Genomic DNA, 17595 nt, shown 5'->3' with positions numbered 1-17595 from the left:
CAGCGCATGTTTCCTGGGGAGTCCGTCACCAATGATCAGCCAAAATGCCATCGACGCGCTGCGCAAGACGGAGATCGGCGCGCAGCGCCTGTTCATCGATGGCCTGCAACTCGATGGCATGAGCGGAGCGAGCCTGATGGTAACATCGCCGATCGACGGCCGGCCCTTCGCCAGCATCGTCGACGGCAATGCCGCCGACATCGACCGTGCCGTCCGGTCGGCGCGCAAGGCCTTCGAGAACGGTTCGTGGTCGAGCTCGACACCCGCCTTTCGCAAGAAGGTGCTGACAAAACTCGCCGAGCTTGTCGAAAAGCATGCCGACGAACTGGCCGTGCTTGGCGTGCGCGACAACGGCACCGAGATCGGCATGGCCTACAAGGCCGAACCGCTCTCGGCTGCAGGCACCATCCGCTACTATGCCGAGGCGATCGACAAGATCTATGGCGAGATCGCGCCGACGGCCGACAACGTGCTCGGGCTGATCCACAAGGAGCCGCTCGGCGTCGTCGGCGTCATCGTGCCATGGAATTTTCCGTTGATGATCGGCGCATGGAAGATCGCGCCCGCACTTGCCGCCGGCAATTGCGTGGTGGTCAAGCCGCCGGAGATCGCTTCGCTGACGCTGCTGCGGCTGGCCGAATTGGCCAGCGAGGCCGGGCTTCCCGCTGGTGTGCTCAACGTCGTCACCGGGCGCGGCGCGGTCACCGGTGAAGCGCTCGGCCTGCATATGGATGTCGACGCCATCGCCTTCACCGGATCGGGGCCGGTCGGCCGGAGGCTGCTCGAATATTCCGCGCGTTCCAATTTGAAACGTGTCTTCCTCGAACTCGGCGGCAAGTCGCCCAACATCGTCTTTGCCGACGCTCCGGACCTGAAGCAGGCGGCGGTCGTCTCGGCCAACGGCATCTTTCGCAATTCCGGCCAGGTCTGCGTCGCCGGCTCGCGCCTGCTCCTCCAGGCGTCTGTCTATGACCGCTTCATGGACGAGCTTCTCTCCGCAACCACACGGCTGAAGGTCGGCGATCCGCTCGACCTCTCAAGCGACATCGGCGCGGTGTCGAGCGCCGGGCAGCTGGACAAGAATCTCGGCTTCGTCGAGCGGGCGCAAGCCGAAGGCGCCCGGCTGGTCACCGGCGGCGAACGGTTACTCGCCGAGACCGGTGGCAGCTACATGGCGCCGACGATCTTCGAAAACGTCACGCAGGAGATGCAGCTTGCCCGCGAGGAGGTTTTCGGGCCGGTGCTCGGCGTCATGCGTTTCGAGACAGAGGAGGAGGCGGTGCGCCTTGCCAATTCGACCGTCTATGGACTGGCCTCGGCGGTGTGGACCGCCAACCTCTCCACCGCGCATCGCATGGTGCGCGCCATCAATGCCGGCGTCGTCCACGTCAACACCTATGGCGGCGCCGACATCACCGTGCCGCTCGGCGGCGTCAAGCAATCCGGCTTCGGCCGCGACAAGTCGCTGCACGCGCTGGACAAATATCTTGACCTGAAGACCGCCTGGATCGCCCTTTAAGACCAGCGGCACGCTAATCTCCCTCGGCTCGCCGTGGTCGGTCCGGCGGGGACTTGTGCTCACTCTCTTAGAAATTTTGAGAGAATATTCCTGGCTTTGACGAGAACGGCGAAACACGTTCTTTGATAAAATCGATAGAATTTCTGAGGATGTGCTCAAGGCTCGGCAATCCGCCTGGCTGCCATGACTTCACAACCGCAGAGATCAATCATGACTGACTCCAAAAACACTTTGCCATCTTCCCTTTGGTCAACCCTCAACCGGCGCAGTGGCCTTGCCCTGCTGTTCGCGTCGGCTGTCGCGATCGGCAGCCTGATGGCGCCTCATGCGTCGTTCGCCGAGGACAAGAAGGCAATCAAGGTCGGCATCATCAGCGGCGAGGACGAGGATGTCTGGCGCGTCGTCGTCGCGCAGGCGGCCGAAAAGGGCCTCGCGATCGAGACCGTGGTGTTCAACGACTATACCCAGCCCAACGAGGCGCTCGAGCGTGGCGAAATCGACGCCAACGCCTTTCAGCACCAGCCCTATCTCGACAATCAGATCAAGACACAGGGCTACCACATCGTCGGCGTCGGCTACACCGGCGTCTGGCCGATCGGCCTCTACTCCAAGAAGTACCCCAAGGTCGCCGACCTGCCCGAAGGCGCGGTCATCGGCGTGCCGAACGATCCGTCCAACGAAGGCCGGGCGCTGCGAGTGCTGCAGAACGAGGGCGTGATCAAGCTGAAGGACGGAACCGGCATTCTGGCCACCACCGCCGACATCGCCGAGAATGCCAAGAAGGTGGTGATCAAGGAGCTCGACGCCGGCATCGTCGGCCGTTCGGTCGAGGACCTCGACGCCGCCGTGGTCAACACCGACTGGGCGTTGAAAAGCGGCCTGACGCCGGAAAACCGCATAGCGCAGGAGCCCATCGCCGACAATCCCTACCGCAACTTCATCGCGGTGAAGGTCGGCAATGAGAACGAGGCCTGGGTGAAGACGCTGGTGGCGTCCTATCAGAACGAGGCGGTGAAGGCCGAGTTCGACAAGGTCTACAAAGGCACCGGCCTCAGCGCCTACTAGGGAGATGCCGGCGCATACTGCCTTGCTTTGACGGAGAAAGCGGTCCGCGCAACGCGCGGGCCGCAATCGCATTCTTAGGGATCCGCGCATGAACCAGCGTTTTGCCGCACCCGCCGAGGCCACGGACCAGCCACGTGCAACACCGCAGGACGTGGTGCGTCTTGTCGACCTGAAGCGCCGTTTTGGCGTCACGGCGGCACTCGATGGCGTCTCTCTGACGGTGCGCAAGGGCGAGATCCTCGGCATCATCGGCCGCAGCGGCGCCGGCAAATCGACGCTGATCCGCTGCCTGAACGGGCTGGAGCGGCCCGATTCCGGCGAGGTGTTCATCGAGGGCCGCGAGATCAGCCGACTTGGCGAGCGCGATCTGCAGCCACTGCGGCGGCGCATCGGCATGATCTTCCAGCACTTCAACCTTTTGTCGGCCAAGACGGTCGAGGACAATGTGGCGCTGCCGCTGAAGATCGAGGGCCGGCCAAAGGCCGAGCGGTTGCAGCGCGCTGCCGAACTGCTCGACCTTGTCGGCCTGTCGGAGAAAGCCAAGGCCTATCCGGCGTCGCTGTCGGGCGGCCAGAAGCAGCGCGTCGGCATCGCCCGGGCGCTTGCGGCGCGGCCGGCGCTGCTGCTGTCGGACGAAGCCACTTCGGCACTCGACCCTGAGACGACACGCTCCATCCTCGCTCTGCTGAAAGACATCAACCGGCAACTTGGGCTGACCATCCTGCTGATCACCCACGAGATGGAGGTGATCCGCTCGATCGCCGACCGGGTGGCGGTGATCGATGCCGGACGCATCGTCGAGGAAGGACCGGTGTGGTCGGTGTTTGCCGAGCCGCGCTCGGAGATCACGCGCAGCCTGCTGGGCGCCATCCGGCCGCAACTGCCGGCCGAACTCGCCGCCCGGCTGCTGCCGTCGGCCGGCACGGAGACGCTCCTGCGCGTCGACGTGGCCGGCGAGGCGGCTCGAGGCCCATTGCTGTCCGATCTCGCCACCGCCGTTCCAGGCCCCTTCCGTCTCGTCCATGGCGGCATCGACCACATCCAGCAGCAGCCCGTCGGCACACTGTTCCTTTCTGTTCCCGGCAGCGATGCAAATCATCTCGCCGCCGTCATCACATTCCTGAAGGCCCGCCAGGCGCGGGTGGAGGTGCTTGGCCATGTCGCCAATCCTGTTTGAGCTTCTGCTGCGTTCGATCTGGGAAACCGTGCTGATGACGGCCGCTTCCGGCCTGATCTCGCTGGTGTTCGGCTTGCCGCTCGGGCTGGCGTTGATTGCTACCGAACGCGGCGGCATTGCCGAAAGCCCGTGGGTGAACCGCGCGCTCGGCGCCGTTATCAACGGCTTTCGCTCGGTGCCGTTCATCATCCTTCTGGTGGCGCTGATCCCGGTGACGCGACTGATCGTCGGGACCTCGATCGGCACCTGGGCGGCCATCGTGCCGCTGTCGATCGCCGCCACGCCCTATTATGCGCGCATCGCCGAAGTGTCGCTACGCGAAGTCGACCGCGGGCTGATCGAAGCGGCGCGCGCCATGGGCGGCAATCGCTGGACGATCATTCGCGAGGTGCTGGTGCCCGAAGCCCTGCCCGGCATCGTCGCCGGTTTCACGGTGACACTGGTGACGCTGATCGGCGCCTCGGCGATGGCCGGCGCCATCGGTGCCGGCGGGCTTGGCGATCTCGCCATCCGCTACGGCTACCAGCGTTTTGAAACCAGCGTCATGATAGCCGTGGTGATCGTGCTAATCATCCTGGTCTGCGGCATCCAGTGGGCCGGTGACCGGCTGGTGGCAAGGCTTGATCGGCGAGGGTGAGGACTGGGCCGACGATCTGGGCGAAATTGTCTTCCATACGAGCCTGTAGCGTGCTTCTGAACCACAAGGCCCGACGATCATGGACGAGGTCCGCGTCGCGGCGTTGGGATGAAGAAGTTCAGTAGTTGCCGACGTCGTCGTCGGGTTGACGTCCAGGACTTTTCGCACCAATGCCAGTAGCCGCCCCGTAGGCCTTCCAGGTGGCAGAGGCATATGCCGCTGCTATGCTGTACAAAAATCGGCCAAGGTTGACCTTACGCCACTTCGGCAGTTCGTTCGCGAGCGTTTCACCTGCCTTTCCCAAAACATCTGCGATGATGGACATTGGAGTTTTCTCTCGGATGTTGTTAGTTGCGAGAGGCAACATCGGATGCGGGGCGTGAGATGCCTGTGAAAAGCTCGTGAATATCGCGAAAGAAGCAGAAATTCAGAGTATATCGCGATGAGCCCGGCGCGGCTCGATCTCCTGGGTGGTTTTTACCTGACGTCGCCGCAGGGGAAACCCTTGGAGATGCCCGCCAAGAAGAATAGAGCACTTCTGGGCATTCTCTCCGTAGCGCCGAACCAGGAAGTGACGCGTCACAAGCTGGCTGCTCTTCTGTGGAGCGATCGAGGTGAGGAGCAGGCGAGAAACAGCCTGCGGCAGGCCCTGGCTGCTATCCGCAAGGATCTTGCCGGGTTGGGAGCAGACGCCTTGGTCCTGGTGGGGGATCGCGTCGCGCTCAATCCGAAATTGTTCACCATCGACGTAACTGAATTCGTCGCTGCATCCGCGAGCCGTGATGCGGCCGAGCTTCGGCGGGCAGCCACCCTCTATGCCGGACCTTTTCTTGATGGGTTGAGCACGTCCGACAACGTTTTCGAGGATTGGCTGCGCGAAGTCCGTGCCGACCTGTCCTCGCGCGCAATCGATGTGTTCCAAGTTTTGGCTGAATCGGTGAGAGGTGCCGAGCGCGTTGCTATTTCCGAACGGCTGGTTGCACTTGATCCGCTGCGGGAGCCGTCGCATGCCGCGCTGATGCGGGCGCATATCGCCTCGGGTCAGGCTGCGCTCGCCATCAAGCAGTATGAGGCGTGCAAGCTGTTGCTTAAGCGCGAGCTGAACCTGGAGCCAGGTGACGAGCTTCGGCTATTGCGCAGGAGCATGGACGAGACGCCCAGACCGCAGACCGGTGGCGCATCAAGCCGCGGGCCAGTCGTTGCCGTTCTTGCATTCGAGAATATGAGCAGCGACCCCAGCCAGGAATATTTCAGCGACGGGGTCACCGAGGACATCATCACCGAACTGGGGCGATTCGGCGAACTTCATCTCATAGCCCGCAATTCCTCCTTTGTGTTCAAGGGAAAGATTGTCGATGCCGTCACCATCGCGAAGCAGTTGTCCGTCGACTACCTGCTTCGGGGTAGCATTCGCCGTGCCGGCGACAGGGTCAGGATCTCGTCGCAACTCATAGAGGCCAGATCCGGCAATCAAATCTGGGCCGATCGATTCGATCGGGAGCTGACAGATATTTTTGAGCTCCAGGAGGAGATCGCCAGAAGTGTCGCTATCACCGTCGTCGGCACAATCAGAACTTCGGGTGTGGAGAAGATACGGCGCCTTCCGATCACCCAGCTCGATGCCTACGATCTGTATCTTCAGGCTCGCGTTCGGATGGTTCGCTATGACACGACTCTGGAAGCAGAGCCCTATCTTGCCAGGGCGATCGAGCTCGACCCGAATGTCGCTACCATCCATGCAATGATGGCGACTGTACTCACAAGCAAATGGCTGCTTGAGGGGGACGGGAACACGCTCAAGATCGCGCTTGTCCATGCTCGCCGCGCTCTAAAGCTTGGGCCGAAAGAGGCATGGAGCCATATAGCGGTGGGTCACACGCTCATCTTCATGGGACAGTTAGAGGAGGCGCTGCTGCATCTCGAGCAGGGTGTGAACCTCAACCCGAACGAAACCCGGGCAAGGGCGATACGGGGCTTGTGCTGGAGCTATCTCGGTCGGCATGAAGAAGCTTTGTCCGATCTGGACGTCTGCATCGCCCGTGATCCCCTAAATTACGATTGGTTCTGGGATCTACGCGGACAAGTTCTTCTGATTCTCGGACGGTATCCTGAGGCGATAGCCTCGTACCGGAATCTCAATGCCTATGCATTTTGGGCCTATGCGTTTCTGGCGGTCTGTCATTTGAGAATGGGCGACGAGCAACTCGCCGCTCACGCAGCTAGGCAGTGTCTGGCGGCAAGGCCCGGTGCGACTGTAAGCACCATCTTGATCGATCCGTACCGCAACCCAAAAATCCTGGAGGGCCTTCGGAGAGATCTGCTTGCCGTCGGCATACCCGATGGATGAATGTCGGCCTTCCGCAGGGATACCCGTTCATTCCCTAACCCAAAAGGAAAGCCCAAAGCGATTTCCGGAACAAGCCGCGCTAGCCCCTCAGCCTCACCCCCTCAGGGTCGAAGAACGGGATTGGCGCGACGACCGCGCGGGTCGGCTTGCCGTCGATGTCGATGCCGAGTTCGGTGCCGACGGCGGTGAACGGCAGCCGCAGATGCGCGGTCGCCAGCACCTTGCCGAGGGAATAGCCGTGGTCGGCGTAGGTGACGATGCCGACGTCCTCGCCATCGGCCAGCACCCTGGCGTCGGTCGCCGCCGGCCTGTCGCCGTCGAGGATCAGCCCGACCCACTGCTCGTCGAGGCCCTTGTCGCGGACCTTGAGCAGCGCTTCGCGGCCGACGAAATCGCCCTTGTCGAACTTGATCCAGCGGTCGAGGCCGACATGGAACGGCGTGCGACTCTCGTCCATGTCGATGCCATGCGCCGGATAGGCCTTTTCCAATCCGAGCGTGAACATCGCCAGCACGCCATAAGGTTTCAGGCCAAAGTCACGGCCGGCTGTCATCAACGCGTTCCAGACCGATATCGCTTCGTCGGCCGGCACGAACAGTTCGAAGCCGAGTTCGCCGGTCACGCCGGTGCGCGAGATCAGTATCTTCGTCTCACCAATGCGCCCTGAGGCGAACGACCAGCGCTTGAGCCGGTCCAGATCGGCTTCCGCGACAAGCGCCTTCAGCAGGTCGCGCGAGCGCGGCCCCTGGATGGTCGGGAAGGCGATGGCCGCGGTGATGTCGGTGACATAGGCCTTGCGCCCCTGCGCATGATGCAAAAGCCACGGCAGCATCTTGAGGCGATTGACCGAGCCGGTCACCAGCATGAAATGCTCCGGCGCCAGCCGGAACACGGTAAGGTCGTCCATGATGCCGCCATCCTCGCGGCAGACGGTGGAATAGCGGACCTGGCCGGGCTTCATCGCCGCGGCGTCATTGACGATGACATAGTTGACCAGCGCCTCGGCGTCCGGCCCCTTGATGTCCATCTTGCCCATGGTGCTGAGATCCTGCACGCCGACATTCCTGCGGGTGTTCAGGTGCTCGTCGGCAATGCCGGAATAAGTCTTGGCCGAGATGAAATCGCCACCGACCCGACCCATGGTCGCGCCCAGCCCGACGATGCTGCTGTAGAAGGGGGAGCGCCGCTCAGCCAAGAAAGTCTCCATTATTCATGAAAAACGGCAGCGCCGGACAGCGCTGCCGACGTTGTTCGGTCCAGGATTAATTCCCGTAGACGTCGAACGAGAAGTATTTGTCGTTGATTTCCTTGTATTTTCCGCTGGCACGCAGCGCGTCTATTGCCGCATTGAATTTGTCGGCCAACTCCTTGTCGCCCTTCTGCAGCGCGATGCCGACACCAGGGCCGTGAATGGCCGGATCGGCCGTCAGGGTGCCAAGCAGCTTGCAGCAGGCGCCGTCGGGTTTCTTCAGCCATTCGGTCAGGATGATCGAGCCGTCCATCATCGCGTCGAGGCGGCCATTGGCCATGTCGGTGCGGGCGTCATCACCGTTCGGGTAAGCCTTGACGGTCGAGCCTGAGTATTTCTGCTCGGCGAATTTCTGGTGGATGGTCGCGGTCTGCACGCCGAGCGCCTTGCCTTTCAGGTCGTCCGGCGAGGTGCCCGCGATGGTCGAATCCTTCGGCACCGCGATGGCCGGCGGCGTCTGGTAGTATTTGTGGGTGAACTCGACCTTCTCCGCCCGCTCGGGCGTGATGGTGATGTTGATGATCGCATCGAACTTGCCGGCCTGCAGCGCCGGGATCGAGCCATCGAAGTCCTGCACGGTGAACTCGCACTCGGCCTTCATCTCTGCGCACAGCGCCTTGCCGAGGTCGATGTCGAAACCGCCCAGCGTGCCGTCGGCATTGGCGTAGTTGAAGGGCGGATAGGCGCCCTCGGTGCCGATCCTGAGCTTCTTGTCCTGGGCGGAAGCGGCACCCGTGGCGAGAACCAGGGCGACCGAGGCGGCAAGCACGAAACGACCGAAAAGACGCATGTCCGAGATCTCCGTTGACCGGAGAAGTCTACGGGCTTTCGTGACCCCGGCGGAGACGGAAACGACATGTCATGCGCCGATCACGGCGCGGCGAGCGATCCAAGCAGCCGGCAGTGTTAGCCGGCACGCTGCTTGTCCGTTGCCTTCCGGTCAACGGCGAACTCGGCTGCCGAGAGGACAACGCCGAATTTTTCGCGGGCTTCCGTTGACGTGTAGTATCCCAGCGAAACGTCGCGCAGCACCAGTTCCGGATCGCGCTCACGCGGATCGCCATAGCCGCCGCCACCCGGCGTGCCGACGCGCACGCGGTCGCCGGCCTTCAGGGCGATGTCCTGCTCCTTGGAGAGATGCGGCGGCACATGTTTCTCGCCATTGCGGAAGACGGTCACCGTGTTGACGGCACCGTCCCTGCCGCCGAGCGCGCCCTGCGGGCCGAAACGGCCATGATCCATGACGAAGGAGGCGCGGGCGTCGCCGCGCAGGATCTCGACCTCATAGGCGAGGCCAAAACCACCGCGCTGCTTGCCGGCGCCGCCCGAGCCTTCGCGCAAGGCGTAGTGGCGGTAGAGCACCGGAAAGGCCTGTTCCATGATCTCGACCGGCGGCGACTTGGAGATGCCGATGGTCGAGCAGCCATTGGTCAACCCGTCATGGCCCGAATTGCCGCCATAGCCGCCGCCGGAGATCTGGTACATGACGTAGTCGCGGCCGCGCGCCGGATCGTTGCCGCCGAGCGCGAAATTGCCGCTGGAGCCGGCGGGGGCCGCCGTCACCTTGTCCGGCAGCGCCTGCACCATGGCCGCGAACACCGCCTCGGCGATGCGCTGCGACACTTCGGCGGCGCAGCCCGAAACCGGGCGCGGGTATTTGGCATCGAGGAAGGTGCCTTCCGGCCGCCTGACGATCAGCGGCTCGAAAGCGCCGGCGCTGATCGGCACATCCGGGAAAATGTGGCGCATGGCGAGATAGACCGAGGACAGGGTGGTCGCCAGCACGCTGTTCATCGGCCCGGCGCAGGGTTTTGATGAGCCGGCGAAATCGAAGGTCAGCGTGTCGCCCTGTTTCTCGACGGCCAGCGCTATGGTCAGCGGCTCGTTCACGACCCCGTCGGAATCGACGAAGGCCTTGGAATGGTAGGTGCCGTCGGGGATGGCGGATATGTTGGCGCGCATCTGCTCGGCGGCGCGCCGGCGTAATTCGGCGATCGCCTCGACAACAGTTTCGTCTCCGTAACGATCTAGGATTCCATTGAGCCTATCCTGGCCGATCAGCAGTGCGGCGGCCTGGGCGCGGATGTCGCCGATGCGCTGGTCGGCAACCCGGATGTTGGAGCAGATGATGGCGTAGATTTCCGGATCGAGCACGCCCTTCTTGAACAGTTTCACCGGTGGCAGCCGCAGGCCTTCCTGTTCGACTGCGGTCGCGGAAGCCGAGAAGCCGCCGGGCACCGAGCCGCCAATGTCAGGCCAATGGCCGGTGTTGGACAGCCAGCAAAAGATTTTTCCTGCCCGGTAGACCGGCATGGCGAAGCGCACATCCATCAGATGGGTGCCACCGAGATAAGGATCGTTGACGATGTAGATGTCGCCGGGCTCCGGCGGCAGGCAGCGGCCATCGGCGATCATCTCTATCACCGTCCTGGTCGAATACTGCATGACGCCGACGAACACGGGCAGGCCCTGGCTGCCTTGCGCGATCAGCGAGCCGTCGACGGCAGAATAGATGCCGTCGGAGCGGTCGTTGGCTTCGGCGATGACTGGCGAGAAGGCGGCGCGGGAGAAGGTCAGGTCCATCTCGTCGCAGACCTGCTGCAAGGCCGCCTGGAGGACCGAAAGGGTGATGGCGTCGAGCTTTGCCATATCAATGTCAGGCATCTCAGGCCTCGCCAATGTCGATGATGATGTTGCCGTCGGCATCCCAGCGCGCGCGGTCGCCGGGTTCGAGCACGGTGGTCGCATCCATCTGTTCGAGGATCGCCGGGCCTTCGATCACCGCGTCGAGCGGCAGCTTTTCGCGTGCGTAGACCGGCGTGTCGTGCCAGCGTCCGCCGTACCAGACCGGCCGGATTTCGCGCCGCGCCTCGTCGAGCGTTTTTGCGCGCCCCGCCGGGTCGATCAAGCGCGACAGGTCGATCGCCGGCCGCACACCCGTCACCGAGGTGTTGAGGTTGACGAGGTTGGCGCGGATTTCCGGCAACTCGACCTTGAAGCGGGCGAAATAGGCCTTTTCGAACAGGGATTGCAGCTCGTGCCGGGTCACCGACGAGGACGGCAACGGCACGTTGATGATGTGGGTCTGGCCGACGAACTGCATGTCGGCGGAGTGCGTGACGTGGATCGTCTCCGGCTTCACCGCTTCCTTGCCGATCAGCTCTTCGCCTTCGTTTCGGTGCCGTTCCAATACCGCTTGGAGCTGAGTTTCATTGAGAACGGCCACCGGCTGGTTGACGGTGTTGACGAAGTCGTGGCGCAGATCGGCGACGACGCAGCCGAGCGCGTTGGTGATGCCTGGCCGCGCCGGCACCAGCACCTTGGGCAGGCCGAGTTCGCGCGCCAGGGCGGTCGCATGGAGCGGCCCGGCGCCACCGAAGGCGAACAGCGCGAAATCGCGCGGATCATGGCCGCGTGACACCGAAACCATGCGGATGGCGCCGGCCATTTTCATGTTGCCCAGCCGCAGCACCGCGCCCGCTGCCTCGACGCCGGACAGGCCGGTCGCCTTGCCGATCTTCTCCTCGAAGATGCCGGTGACGCGCTCGACGGTGACCGGATTTTCGACCGCCAGCAGCTTCTTCGGCGCCAGCCGGCCGAGCACCAGATTGGCGTCGGTGATGGTCGGCTCGAGGCCGCCGCGCCCGTAGCAGATCGGGCCGGGATTGGCGCCCGCACTTTCCGGGCCGATCTGGATCAGGCCGGCGGCATCGACGCGGGCGATCGAGCCGCCGCCGGCGCCGACCGTGTGCACCGCCACCATCGGCACGTGGATCGGCATCGCATATTCGATCTCGATCTCGTTCGAGACCGCCGGCTCGGCGTTGCGGATCAAGGCCACGTCGGTCGAGGTGCCGCCCATGTCGTAGGTGACGAGGTTTTCGTAGCCGGCGCGTTTTCCGGTATAGGCGGCGGCGATGACGCCCGAGGCCGGGCCGGACATGACGGTCTTGGCCGATTCACGTGTGACGAAGCGGGCCGAGATCATGCCGCCATTGCCGTTCATGATCAGGAAGTCGCGGGCATAGCCTTTTGCCCCCAATTCCTCGCGCAGCCGCTCGACATAGCGCTCGAGGATCGGCTGCACCGAGGCGTTGACCGAAGCGGTGACGCCGCGCTCGAATTCGCGCGCTTCCGACAGCAGCGCGTGCCCCGACGTGATGTAGCCGTTCGGCCAGAGCTCGGCGGCGATTTCGGCGGCGCGCCGCTCATGCGCCGGGTTGGCGTAGGAATGCAGGAAGTGGATGACGAGGGATTCGCAGCCGGCCTCGATCAACGCCTTCACGGCGTCGCGCATTTCGGCCTCGTCGAGCGGCGTGCGCACCGTGCCCGACGCCTCGATACGCTCCGAGACTTCGAGCCTCAGATTGCGCGGGATGATCGGCACGAAGCTGCCGGTCATGCCATAGGCCTGCGGCCGGGTGCGCCGGCCGAGCTCGATCACGTCGCGAAAACCGCGCGTGGTGATCATACCGGTTTTCGCCAGCCGGCGTTCGAGCACGGCATTGGTGGTGGTGGTCGTGCCATGCACGATGAGGTCGATGCCGTCGATCGGAAACCCGGTGGCACCAAGCGCCGAAACGACCCCGAAAGCCTGGTTGTCGACCGTGGTCGGGGTCTTGGCGATATGCACCCGGCCACCGTCGCGCCCGTCGATCAGAAGCAGGTCGGTAAAGGTCCCGCCGACATCGATACCGGCGACGACGCTGCCCAGGGAATCCGGCGGCTGCACCGAAAAATTCTCTTTCATTGTCGAAACCCGAAATGCGCGGACTACGGATATGTCACAGTTTGGAAAGGTGTTTCGCGGCGGTATCTTGACGCAAATATCGTTTGTATACTAATAAATTCCGGACACAAGAGCTTACCGCCTCGGAGTGTGCAGACAGCACGCCGGAACCTGAATGGTTCGGGCGCGCAGGTGAAGGTTTAGGCCCGCGTTCGCAGTTGGGCCAGAAGGTTGGATTTGATGAACACCACATCCGCATTCAATACCGCCGGCGCCCGCCCGCTGCAGTTTCCGATTCCGGCCAATGTCTATGCCGAGACCGTCGTCTCGGTGAAGCATTATACGGACCGGCTGTTCTCGTTCCGCATCACCCGACCGCAGTCGCTGCGTTTCCGTTCCGGCGAGTTTGTCATGATCGGCCTGCCCAATGCCGAGAAGCCGGTGTTCCGCGCCTATTCGGTGGCGAGCCCCGCCTGGGACGACGAGCTGGAGTTCTTCTCAATCAAGGTGCCGGACGGCCCGCTGACCTCGGAACTGCAGAAGATCCAGGTCGGCGACACCGTCATCATGCGCCAGAAGTCGACCGGCACGCTGGTCGTCGATGCGCTGACGCCGGCCAAACGGTTGTTCATGATCTCGACCGGCACCGGCATCGCGCCCTTCGCCAGCCTGCTGCGCGACCCCGACACCTATGAGAAGTTCGAGCAGGTCGTCCTGACCCACACCTGCCGCGACACTGCCGAGCTCATCTATGGCCAGGAGCTGGTCGCCGGGCTCGAAAGCGATCCGCTGATCGGCGAGCTGACCGGCGGCCGCGTCACCCTCTACAATTCGACGACCCGCGAAGACTCGGCGCGCATGGGCCGCATCACCGCGCTGATCGGGTCCGGCAAGTTCTACACCGATCTCGGCATCGACAAGCTCAATCCGGAAACCGACCGCATCATGATCTGCGGTTCGATGCACATGCTGAAGGACGTCAAGGAGCTGGCCGAAAGCCTCGGCTTCGAGGAAGGCTCGCTGCATCATCCGGCGAGCTTCGTTGTCGAACGCGCCTTCGTCGGCTGAGCAGGGCCCCACGCCTTCAAATCCGCATTTTGACCTTTCGGTCAAAAACTAGCTGCTTTCGCGGCCTTTTTCAGCTATGAGCGCAAAAGCGCGTCGCCTTACGCGACGCACCTTTTTTGTTTTTCGTCGATGCATGCCGTTGTCCCAAAACCGCTGCGCACTTTTGGGCGGCATGCATTAAGGGACTCGTGAAGCGTCAATTCACGGTCTATCTTCAGCGCACGTCGCTGAGTGAAAGGGCAGGAGATGAGCAGCACAATCCGCGAAGCCGAGCTTGGTGCCGGCGCGTCGAAGGTGACGCCGCTGCCGGCGCGCGCCGCCGCCAATACCCCCGTTCCGCTGGACCATCGCATCGCGCGCAACCCCGGGATGAAGCTCGACCTCGGCTTCATGGAGTCGGTGCGCAGCGTCAACCGCTCGGCGCTTGAACGCCGCGTCGCGAGCCTGACCAAGCGACGCTCGATCAAGGCCGACAACCAGGCCGCCTGGCTGCTGCGCGCCGTCGCCTGCATGGACCTGACGACACTGAATTCCAACGACACCGAAGAGCGCGTGCGCCGGCTGTGCGCCAAGGCGATCAATCCGTTCCGTCGCGACATCGTCGAGGGTCTCGGCATTGCGGGCGAGGTCATTCGCCCGGCCGCCGTCTGCGTCTACCATCCCTTCGTCGCCACCGCCGTCGACGCCGTGCGCGGCACCGGCATCCATGTCGCCGCCGTTTCCACCGCATTTCCGCACGGCCTCGCCCCACTCTCCACCCGCCTGCAGGAGATCGAAGCTTCGGTGAAGGACGGCGCCGACGAGATCGACGTCGTCATTCCGCGCGGGCTGGTGTTCGGTGCCAAGTGGCGGGAGCTCTACAACGAGATCGTCTCGATGCGCGCCGCCTGCGGGGACGCGCATCTGAAGGTCATCCTCGGCACCGGCGACCTCGCCACGCTGCGCAACGTCATGCTGGCCTCGATGGTGGCGATGATGGCCGGCGCCGACTTCATCAAGACCTCGACCGGCAAGGAAAGTGTCAACGCCACGCTGCCCGTCGGCCTCGCCATGGTGCGTGCCATCCGCGCCTATTTCGAGGAGACCGGCTATCTCATCGGCTTCAAGCCGGCCGGCGGCATCTCCACGGCAAAGGCCTCGCTCGACTGGCTGGTGCTGATGAAGGAAGAGCTTGGCCGGCCGTGGCTGGAGCCCGAGCTGTTCCGCTTCGGCGCCTCGAGCCTTTTGACCGACATCGAGCGCCAGCTCGAACACCATCTGACCGGGCACTATTCGGCCAATCACCGCCACGCGATGGCTTGAGCGCCCCACCCCGATCAGCCTAGCCGATCGACCCTCCCCACGAGGGAGGTGAAGGAGGAACCCCATGAACATTCTCGACCGCTATCACGCCATGGAGTACGGCCCGGCGCCGGAAGCCCGCAACGAGGCCGACGCCTGGCTTGCGGCGCGCGACTTCGGCAAGGCGCTGTTCATTGGCGGCGACTGGAAAGCAGCTTCCGGCGGCAAGACCTTCGAGACCAGCGAGCCGTCTTCCGGCAAGCTGCTGGCCAAAGTGTCGGACGCCAATGCCGCCGATATCGACGCGGCGGTTTCGGCCGCGGCCAAGGCGCTGCCGAAATGGTCGGCGTCTTCGGGCTATCAACGCGCGAAAGTGCTCTATGCCATCGGCCGCGCCATGCAGCGCCACCAGCGCCTGTTCGCTGTGCTTGAATCGATCGACAATGGCAAGCCGATCCGAGAAAGCCGCGATATCGACGTGCCGCTGGCCATCCGCCATTTCATCCACCATGCCGGCTGGGCGCAGGCGCTGGACAGGGATTTCCCCGGCCACAAGGGTGTCGGCGTCGTCGGCCAGATCATCCCGTGGAATTTTCCGCTGCTGATGCTGGCCTGGAAGATCGCGCCGGCACTTGCCGCGGGCTGCACCGTGGTGCTGAAGCCGGCCGAATTCACGCCACTGACCGCCATCCTGTTTGCCGAGATCTGCGAACGGGCCGGCGTGCCTAAAGGTGTCGTCAACATCGTCCAGGGCGGCCCGGAGGCGGGTGCGGCCATCGTCAACCACCCTGGCATCCAGAAGATCGCCTTCACCGGTTCGTCGGAAGTCGGTAAGATCATCAGGAAAGCCACGGCGGGGTCAGGGAAAAAACTGTCGCTGGAGCTTGGCGGCAAGTCGGCCTTCATCGTCTTCGAGGACGCCGATCTCGACAGCGCCGTCGAAGGCCTGGTCGACGGCATCTGGTTCAACCAGGGCCAGGTCTGCTGCGCCGGTTCGCGGCTGCTGGTGCAGGAAGGCATCGCCGATGCCTTGATCGCCAAGGTCAAAACGCGGATGAGCCGGTTGCGCGTCGGCAGCCCGCTCGACAAGAACACCGATATCGGCCCGCTGGTCGACGCCACACAGCTCGACCGGGTCAAGGGGCTGGTTGCCGAAGGCGCCAAACAGGGCGCCGTGTGCTGGCAGCCGGACGCCGCACTGCCAACGTCGGGTTATTATCATCCGCCGACGCTCGCTACCGGTGTTTCGCCGGCTAATATCCTGGCGCAAGAGGAAGTGTTCGGACCGGTGCTGGCGACCATGACCTTCCGCAACACCGAGGAAGCGATCGAGCTTGCCAACAACACGCGCTATGGGCTGGCCGCCTCGGTGTGGAGCGAAAACGTCAACCTCGCCTTGCATGTCGCGCCGCAGCTGAAAGCCGGCGTCGTCTGGGTCAACGGCACCAACATGTTCGACGCCGCCTGCGGTTTCGGCGGCTACCGCGAGAGCGGTTTCGGCCGCGAAGGCGGGCGCGAAGGCATGTTCGAATATCTGGCTGCCAAATTGCCGCTTGGCCCGGTGATCAAGCCGGCGGCGGTCTCCGCGCAACCTGCCGAGCAATCGGACGGCGAGATCATCGACCGCACGGCAAAGCTGTTCATCGGCGGCAAGCAGGTGCGGCCGGACGGCAATTATTCGCTGGCTGTCGCCACCGCCAAGGGCAAGCTCGCCGGCGAGGTCGGTCTTGGCAGCCGCAAGGATATCCGCGACGCCGTTTCGGCCGCGCGGGCCTGCAAAGCCTGGCCGGAGGCGACCGCCTACAACCGTTCGCAGGTGCTTTACTATCTGGCCGAAAATCTTTCCGGCCGGGCCGGCGAGTTTGCCGCCCGCCTCACCGAACTGACCGGCGCTACGCCCAAGGCGGCCCGCGACGAGGTCGACCAGTCGATCGAGCGGCTGTTCCTCTATGCCGGCCTTGCCGACAAATTCGAGGGCCGCGTGCACCAGCCACCGGCGCGTGCCGTGACACTGGCGCTGCACGAACCGGTCGGCGTCGTCGGCATCGTGGCGCCCGACGCGTCACCGCTGCTGGGCCTGATCTCGCTGGTCGCACCGGCGCTCGCCATGGGCAACACCGTGGTCGCGGTGCCGTCGGAGCGCTACCCGCTGCTCGCCACCGACCTCTACCAGGTCATCGAATATTCCGACGTTCCAGCCGGCGCCATCAACATCGTCACCGGCCGCACGGCCGAACTTGCCGGCGTTCTGGCCAAGCATGACGATGTCGACGGCCTCTGGGTGTTCGCTGACGCCGACACCTGCGCCAAGGCGGAGGCGGAGTCGATCGGCAACCTCAAGCGCGTCTGGAGCGGCAATGGCCGCGGCCTCGACTGGGCGTCCGACGAGGCGGCCGGCGATGCCTTCCTGCGCCGCGCCGTCGAGGTCAAGAACGTCTGGGTGCCTTACGGCGACTGACGCATGTCGCCCAAAAAGCGTCAGCGGTTTTGGGACAGCGACATCCATGAAGGCAAGGAACTGAA

The 17595-nt window shown here is 63.8% G+C and carries 13 protein-coding genes; 8 read left to right on the top strand and 5 right to left on the bottom strand.

What is annotated here, in order from left to right; all coding sequences use genetic code 11:
- The first annotated feature begins 31 nt into the window (after positions 1-31).
- The 4 genes from HNQ71_RS12695 (at position 32) to HNQ71_RS12680 (ending at position 4398) form a co-directional block, all read left to right on the top strand.
- Complete coding sequence (locus HNQ71_RS12695; RefSeq protein WP_184872896.1) at positions 32-1519, top strand: aldehyde dehydrogenase; 1488 nt, start codon at positions 32-34, stop codon at positions 1517-1519.
- A gap of 210 nt (positions 1520-1729) precedes the next feature.
- A complete protein-coding gene (locus HNQ71_RS12690; RefSeq protein WP_184872895.1) occupies positions 1730-2584 on the top strand; it encodes a MetQ/NlpA family lipoprotein in 855 nt (284 codons plus the stop codon).
- Between the two features lie 88 nt (positions 2585-2672).
- Positions 2673-3761 carry a methionine ABC transporter ATP-binding protein gene (locus HNQ71_RS12685; RefSeq protein WP_246461485.1) on the top strand — a complete coding sequence of 363 codons (1089 nt, stop codon included), beginning with the start codon at positions 2673-2675 and terminating at the stop codon, positions 3759-3761.
- Complete coding sequence (locus tag HNQ71_RS12680) at positions 3742-4398, top strand: methionine ABC transporter permease (protein ID WP_095083632.1); 657 nt, start codon at positions 3742-3744, stop codon at positions 4396-4398. Before HNQ71_RS12685 ends, HNQ71_RS12680 begins: the two co-directional genes overlap by 20 nt.
- A gap of 118 nt (positions 4399-4516) precedes the next feature.
- Here the strand turns inward: HNQ71_RS12680 and HNQ71_RS12675 are convergent, their stop codons facing one another.
- Entirely contained in the window at positions 4517-4723 is a 207-nt protein-coding gene (locus HNQ71_RS12675) for a hypothetical protein (RefSeq protein ID WP_184872894.1), read from the bottom strand.
- Between the two features lie 186 nt (positions 4724-4909).
- Between HNQ71_RS12675 and HNQ71_RS12670 the strand changes: the two genes are divergently transcribed.
- Complete coding sequence (locus tag HNQ71_RS12670; RefSeq protein WP_184872893.1) at positions 4910-6745, top strand: BTAD domain-containing putative transcriptional regulator; 1836 nt, start codon at positions 4910-4912, stop codon at positions 6743-6745.
- 79 nt (positions 6746-6824) lie between these two features.
- Here HNQ71_RS12670 and HNQ71_RS12665 read toward each other — a convergent pair whose 3' ends face one another.
- The 4 genes from HNQ71_RS12665 to HNQ71_RS12650 form a co-directional block, all read right to left on the bottom strand.
- A complete protein-coding gene (locus HNQ71_RS12665; protein WP_246461483.1) occupies positions 6825-7940 on the bottom strand; it encodes an aminomethyl transferase family protein in 1116 nt (371 codons plus the stop codon).
- 67 nt (positions 7941-8007) lie between these two features.
- Positions 8008-8784, bottom strand: a complete 777-nt coding sequence (locus HNQ71_RS12660) for an ABC transporter substrate-binding protein (protein ID WP_184872891.1) — start codon at positions 8782-8784, stop codon at positions 8008-8010.
- A 116-nt stretch (positions 8785-8900) separates the two neighbouring features.
- On the bottom strand, positions 8901-10643 hold the full coding sequence (locus HNQ71_RS12655) for a hydantoinase B/oxoprolinase family protein (protein ID WP_184873328.1): 1743 nt from the start codon (positions 10641-10643) through the stop codon (positions 8901-8903).
- A gap of 16 nt (positions 10644-10659) precedes the next feature.
- Positions 10660-12744 carry a hydantoinase/oxoprolinase family protein gene (locus HNQ71_RS12650; RefSeq protein WP_184872890.1) on the bottom strand — a complete coding sequence of 695 codons (2085 nt, stop codon included), beginning with the start codon at positions 12742-12744 and terminating at the stop codon, positions 10660-10662.
- Positions 12745-12963: 219 nt separating this feature from the next.
- Between HNQ71_RS12650 and HNQ71_RS12645 the strand changes: the two genes are divergently transcribed.
- The 3 genes from HNQ71_RS12645 to HNQ71_RS12635 all read left to right on the top strand — a co-directional run bounded on the left by HNQ71_RS12645 (position 12964) and on the right by HNQ71_RS12635 (position 17530).
- Positions 12964-13791, top strand: coding sequence for a ferredoxin--NADP reductase (locus HNQ71_RS12645; RefSeq protein ID WP_184872889.1), 828 nt, complete (start codon positions 12964-12966; stop codon positions 13789-13791).
- Between the two features lie 246 nt (positions 13792-14037).
- The gene (deoC, locus tag HNQ71_RS12640; protein WP_184872888.1) at positions 14038-15093 is read left to right on the top strand and encodes a deoxyribose-phosphate aldolase; all 1056 of its coding nucleotides are present in this window, start codon (positions 14038-14040) and stop codon (positions 15091-15093) included.
- A 64-nt stretch (positions 15094-15157) separates the two neighbouring features.
- Entirely contained in the window at positions 15158-17530 is a 2373-nt protein-coding gene (locus tag HNQ71_RS12635; RefSeq protein WP_184872887.1) for an aldehyde dehydrogenase family protein, read from the top strand.
- Positions 17531-17595: the final 65 nt, after the last annotated feature.

Source organism: Mesorhizobium sangaii (assembly GCF_014207355.1).
GTDB classification, from domain to species: domain Bacteria; phylum Pseudomonadota; class Alphaproteobacteria; order Rhizobiales; family Rhizobiaceae; genus Mesorhizobium; species Mesorhizobium sangaii.
The sequence above is the reverse complement of the archived record's forward strand: the minus strand, read 5'-3'. Positions and strand labels throughout refer to the sequence as shown.

Bases quoted from the DNA above. Each gene is read 5' to 3' on its own strand.
- HNQ71_RS12695 (WP_184872896.1), top strand. From the start codon at position 32: ATGATCAGCCAAAATGCCATCGACGCGCTGCGCAAGACGGAGATCGGC.
- HNQ71_RS12680 (WP_095083632.1), top strand. From the start codon at position 3,742: ATGTCGCCAATCCTGTTTGAGCTTCTGCTGCGTTCGATCTGGGAAACC.
- HNQ71_RS12645 (WP_184872889.1), top strand. From the start codon at position 12,964: ATGAACACCACATCCGCATTCAATACCGCCGGCGCCCGCCCGCTGCAG.
- HNQ71_RS12690 (WP_184872895.1), top strand. From the start codon at position 1,730: ATGACTGACTCCAAAAACACTTTGCCATCTTCCCTTTGGTCAACCCTC.
- HNQ71_RS12655 (WP_184873328.1), bottom strand. From the start codon at position 10,643: ATGGCAAAGCTCGACGCCATCACCCTTTCGGTCCTCCAGGCGGCCTTG.
- deoC (WP_184872888.1), top strand. From the start codon at position 14,038: ATGAGCAGCACAATCCGCGAAGCCGAGCTTGGTGCCGGCGCGTCGAAG.
- HNQ71_RS12670 (WP_184872893.1), top strand. From the start codon at position 4,910: ATGCCCGCCAAGAAGAATAGAGCACTTCTGGGCATTCTCTCCGTAGCG.
- HNQ71_RS12660 (WP_184872891.1), bottom strand. From the start codon at position 8,784: ATGCGTCTTTTCGGTCGTTTCGTGCTTGCCGCCTCGGTCGCCCTGGTT.
- HNQ71_RS12635 (WP_184872887.1), top strand. From the start codon at position 15,158: ATGAACATTCTCGACCGCTATCACGCCATGGAGTACGGCCCGGCGCCG.
- HNQ71_RS12675 (WP_184872894.1), bottom strand. From the start codon at position 4,723: ATGTCCATCATCGCAGATGTTTTGGGAAAGGCAGGTGAAACGCTCGCG.
- HNQ71_RS12685 (WP_246461485.1), top strand. From the start codon at position 2,673: ATGAACCAGCGTTTTGCCGCACCCGCCGAGGCCACGGACCAGCCACGT.
- HNQ71_RS12650 (WP_184872890.1), bottom strand. From the start codon at position 12,744: ATGAAAGAGAATTTTTCGGTGCAGCCGCCGGATTCCCTGGGCAGCGTC.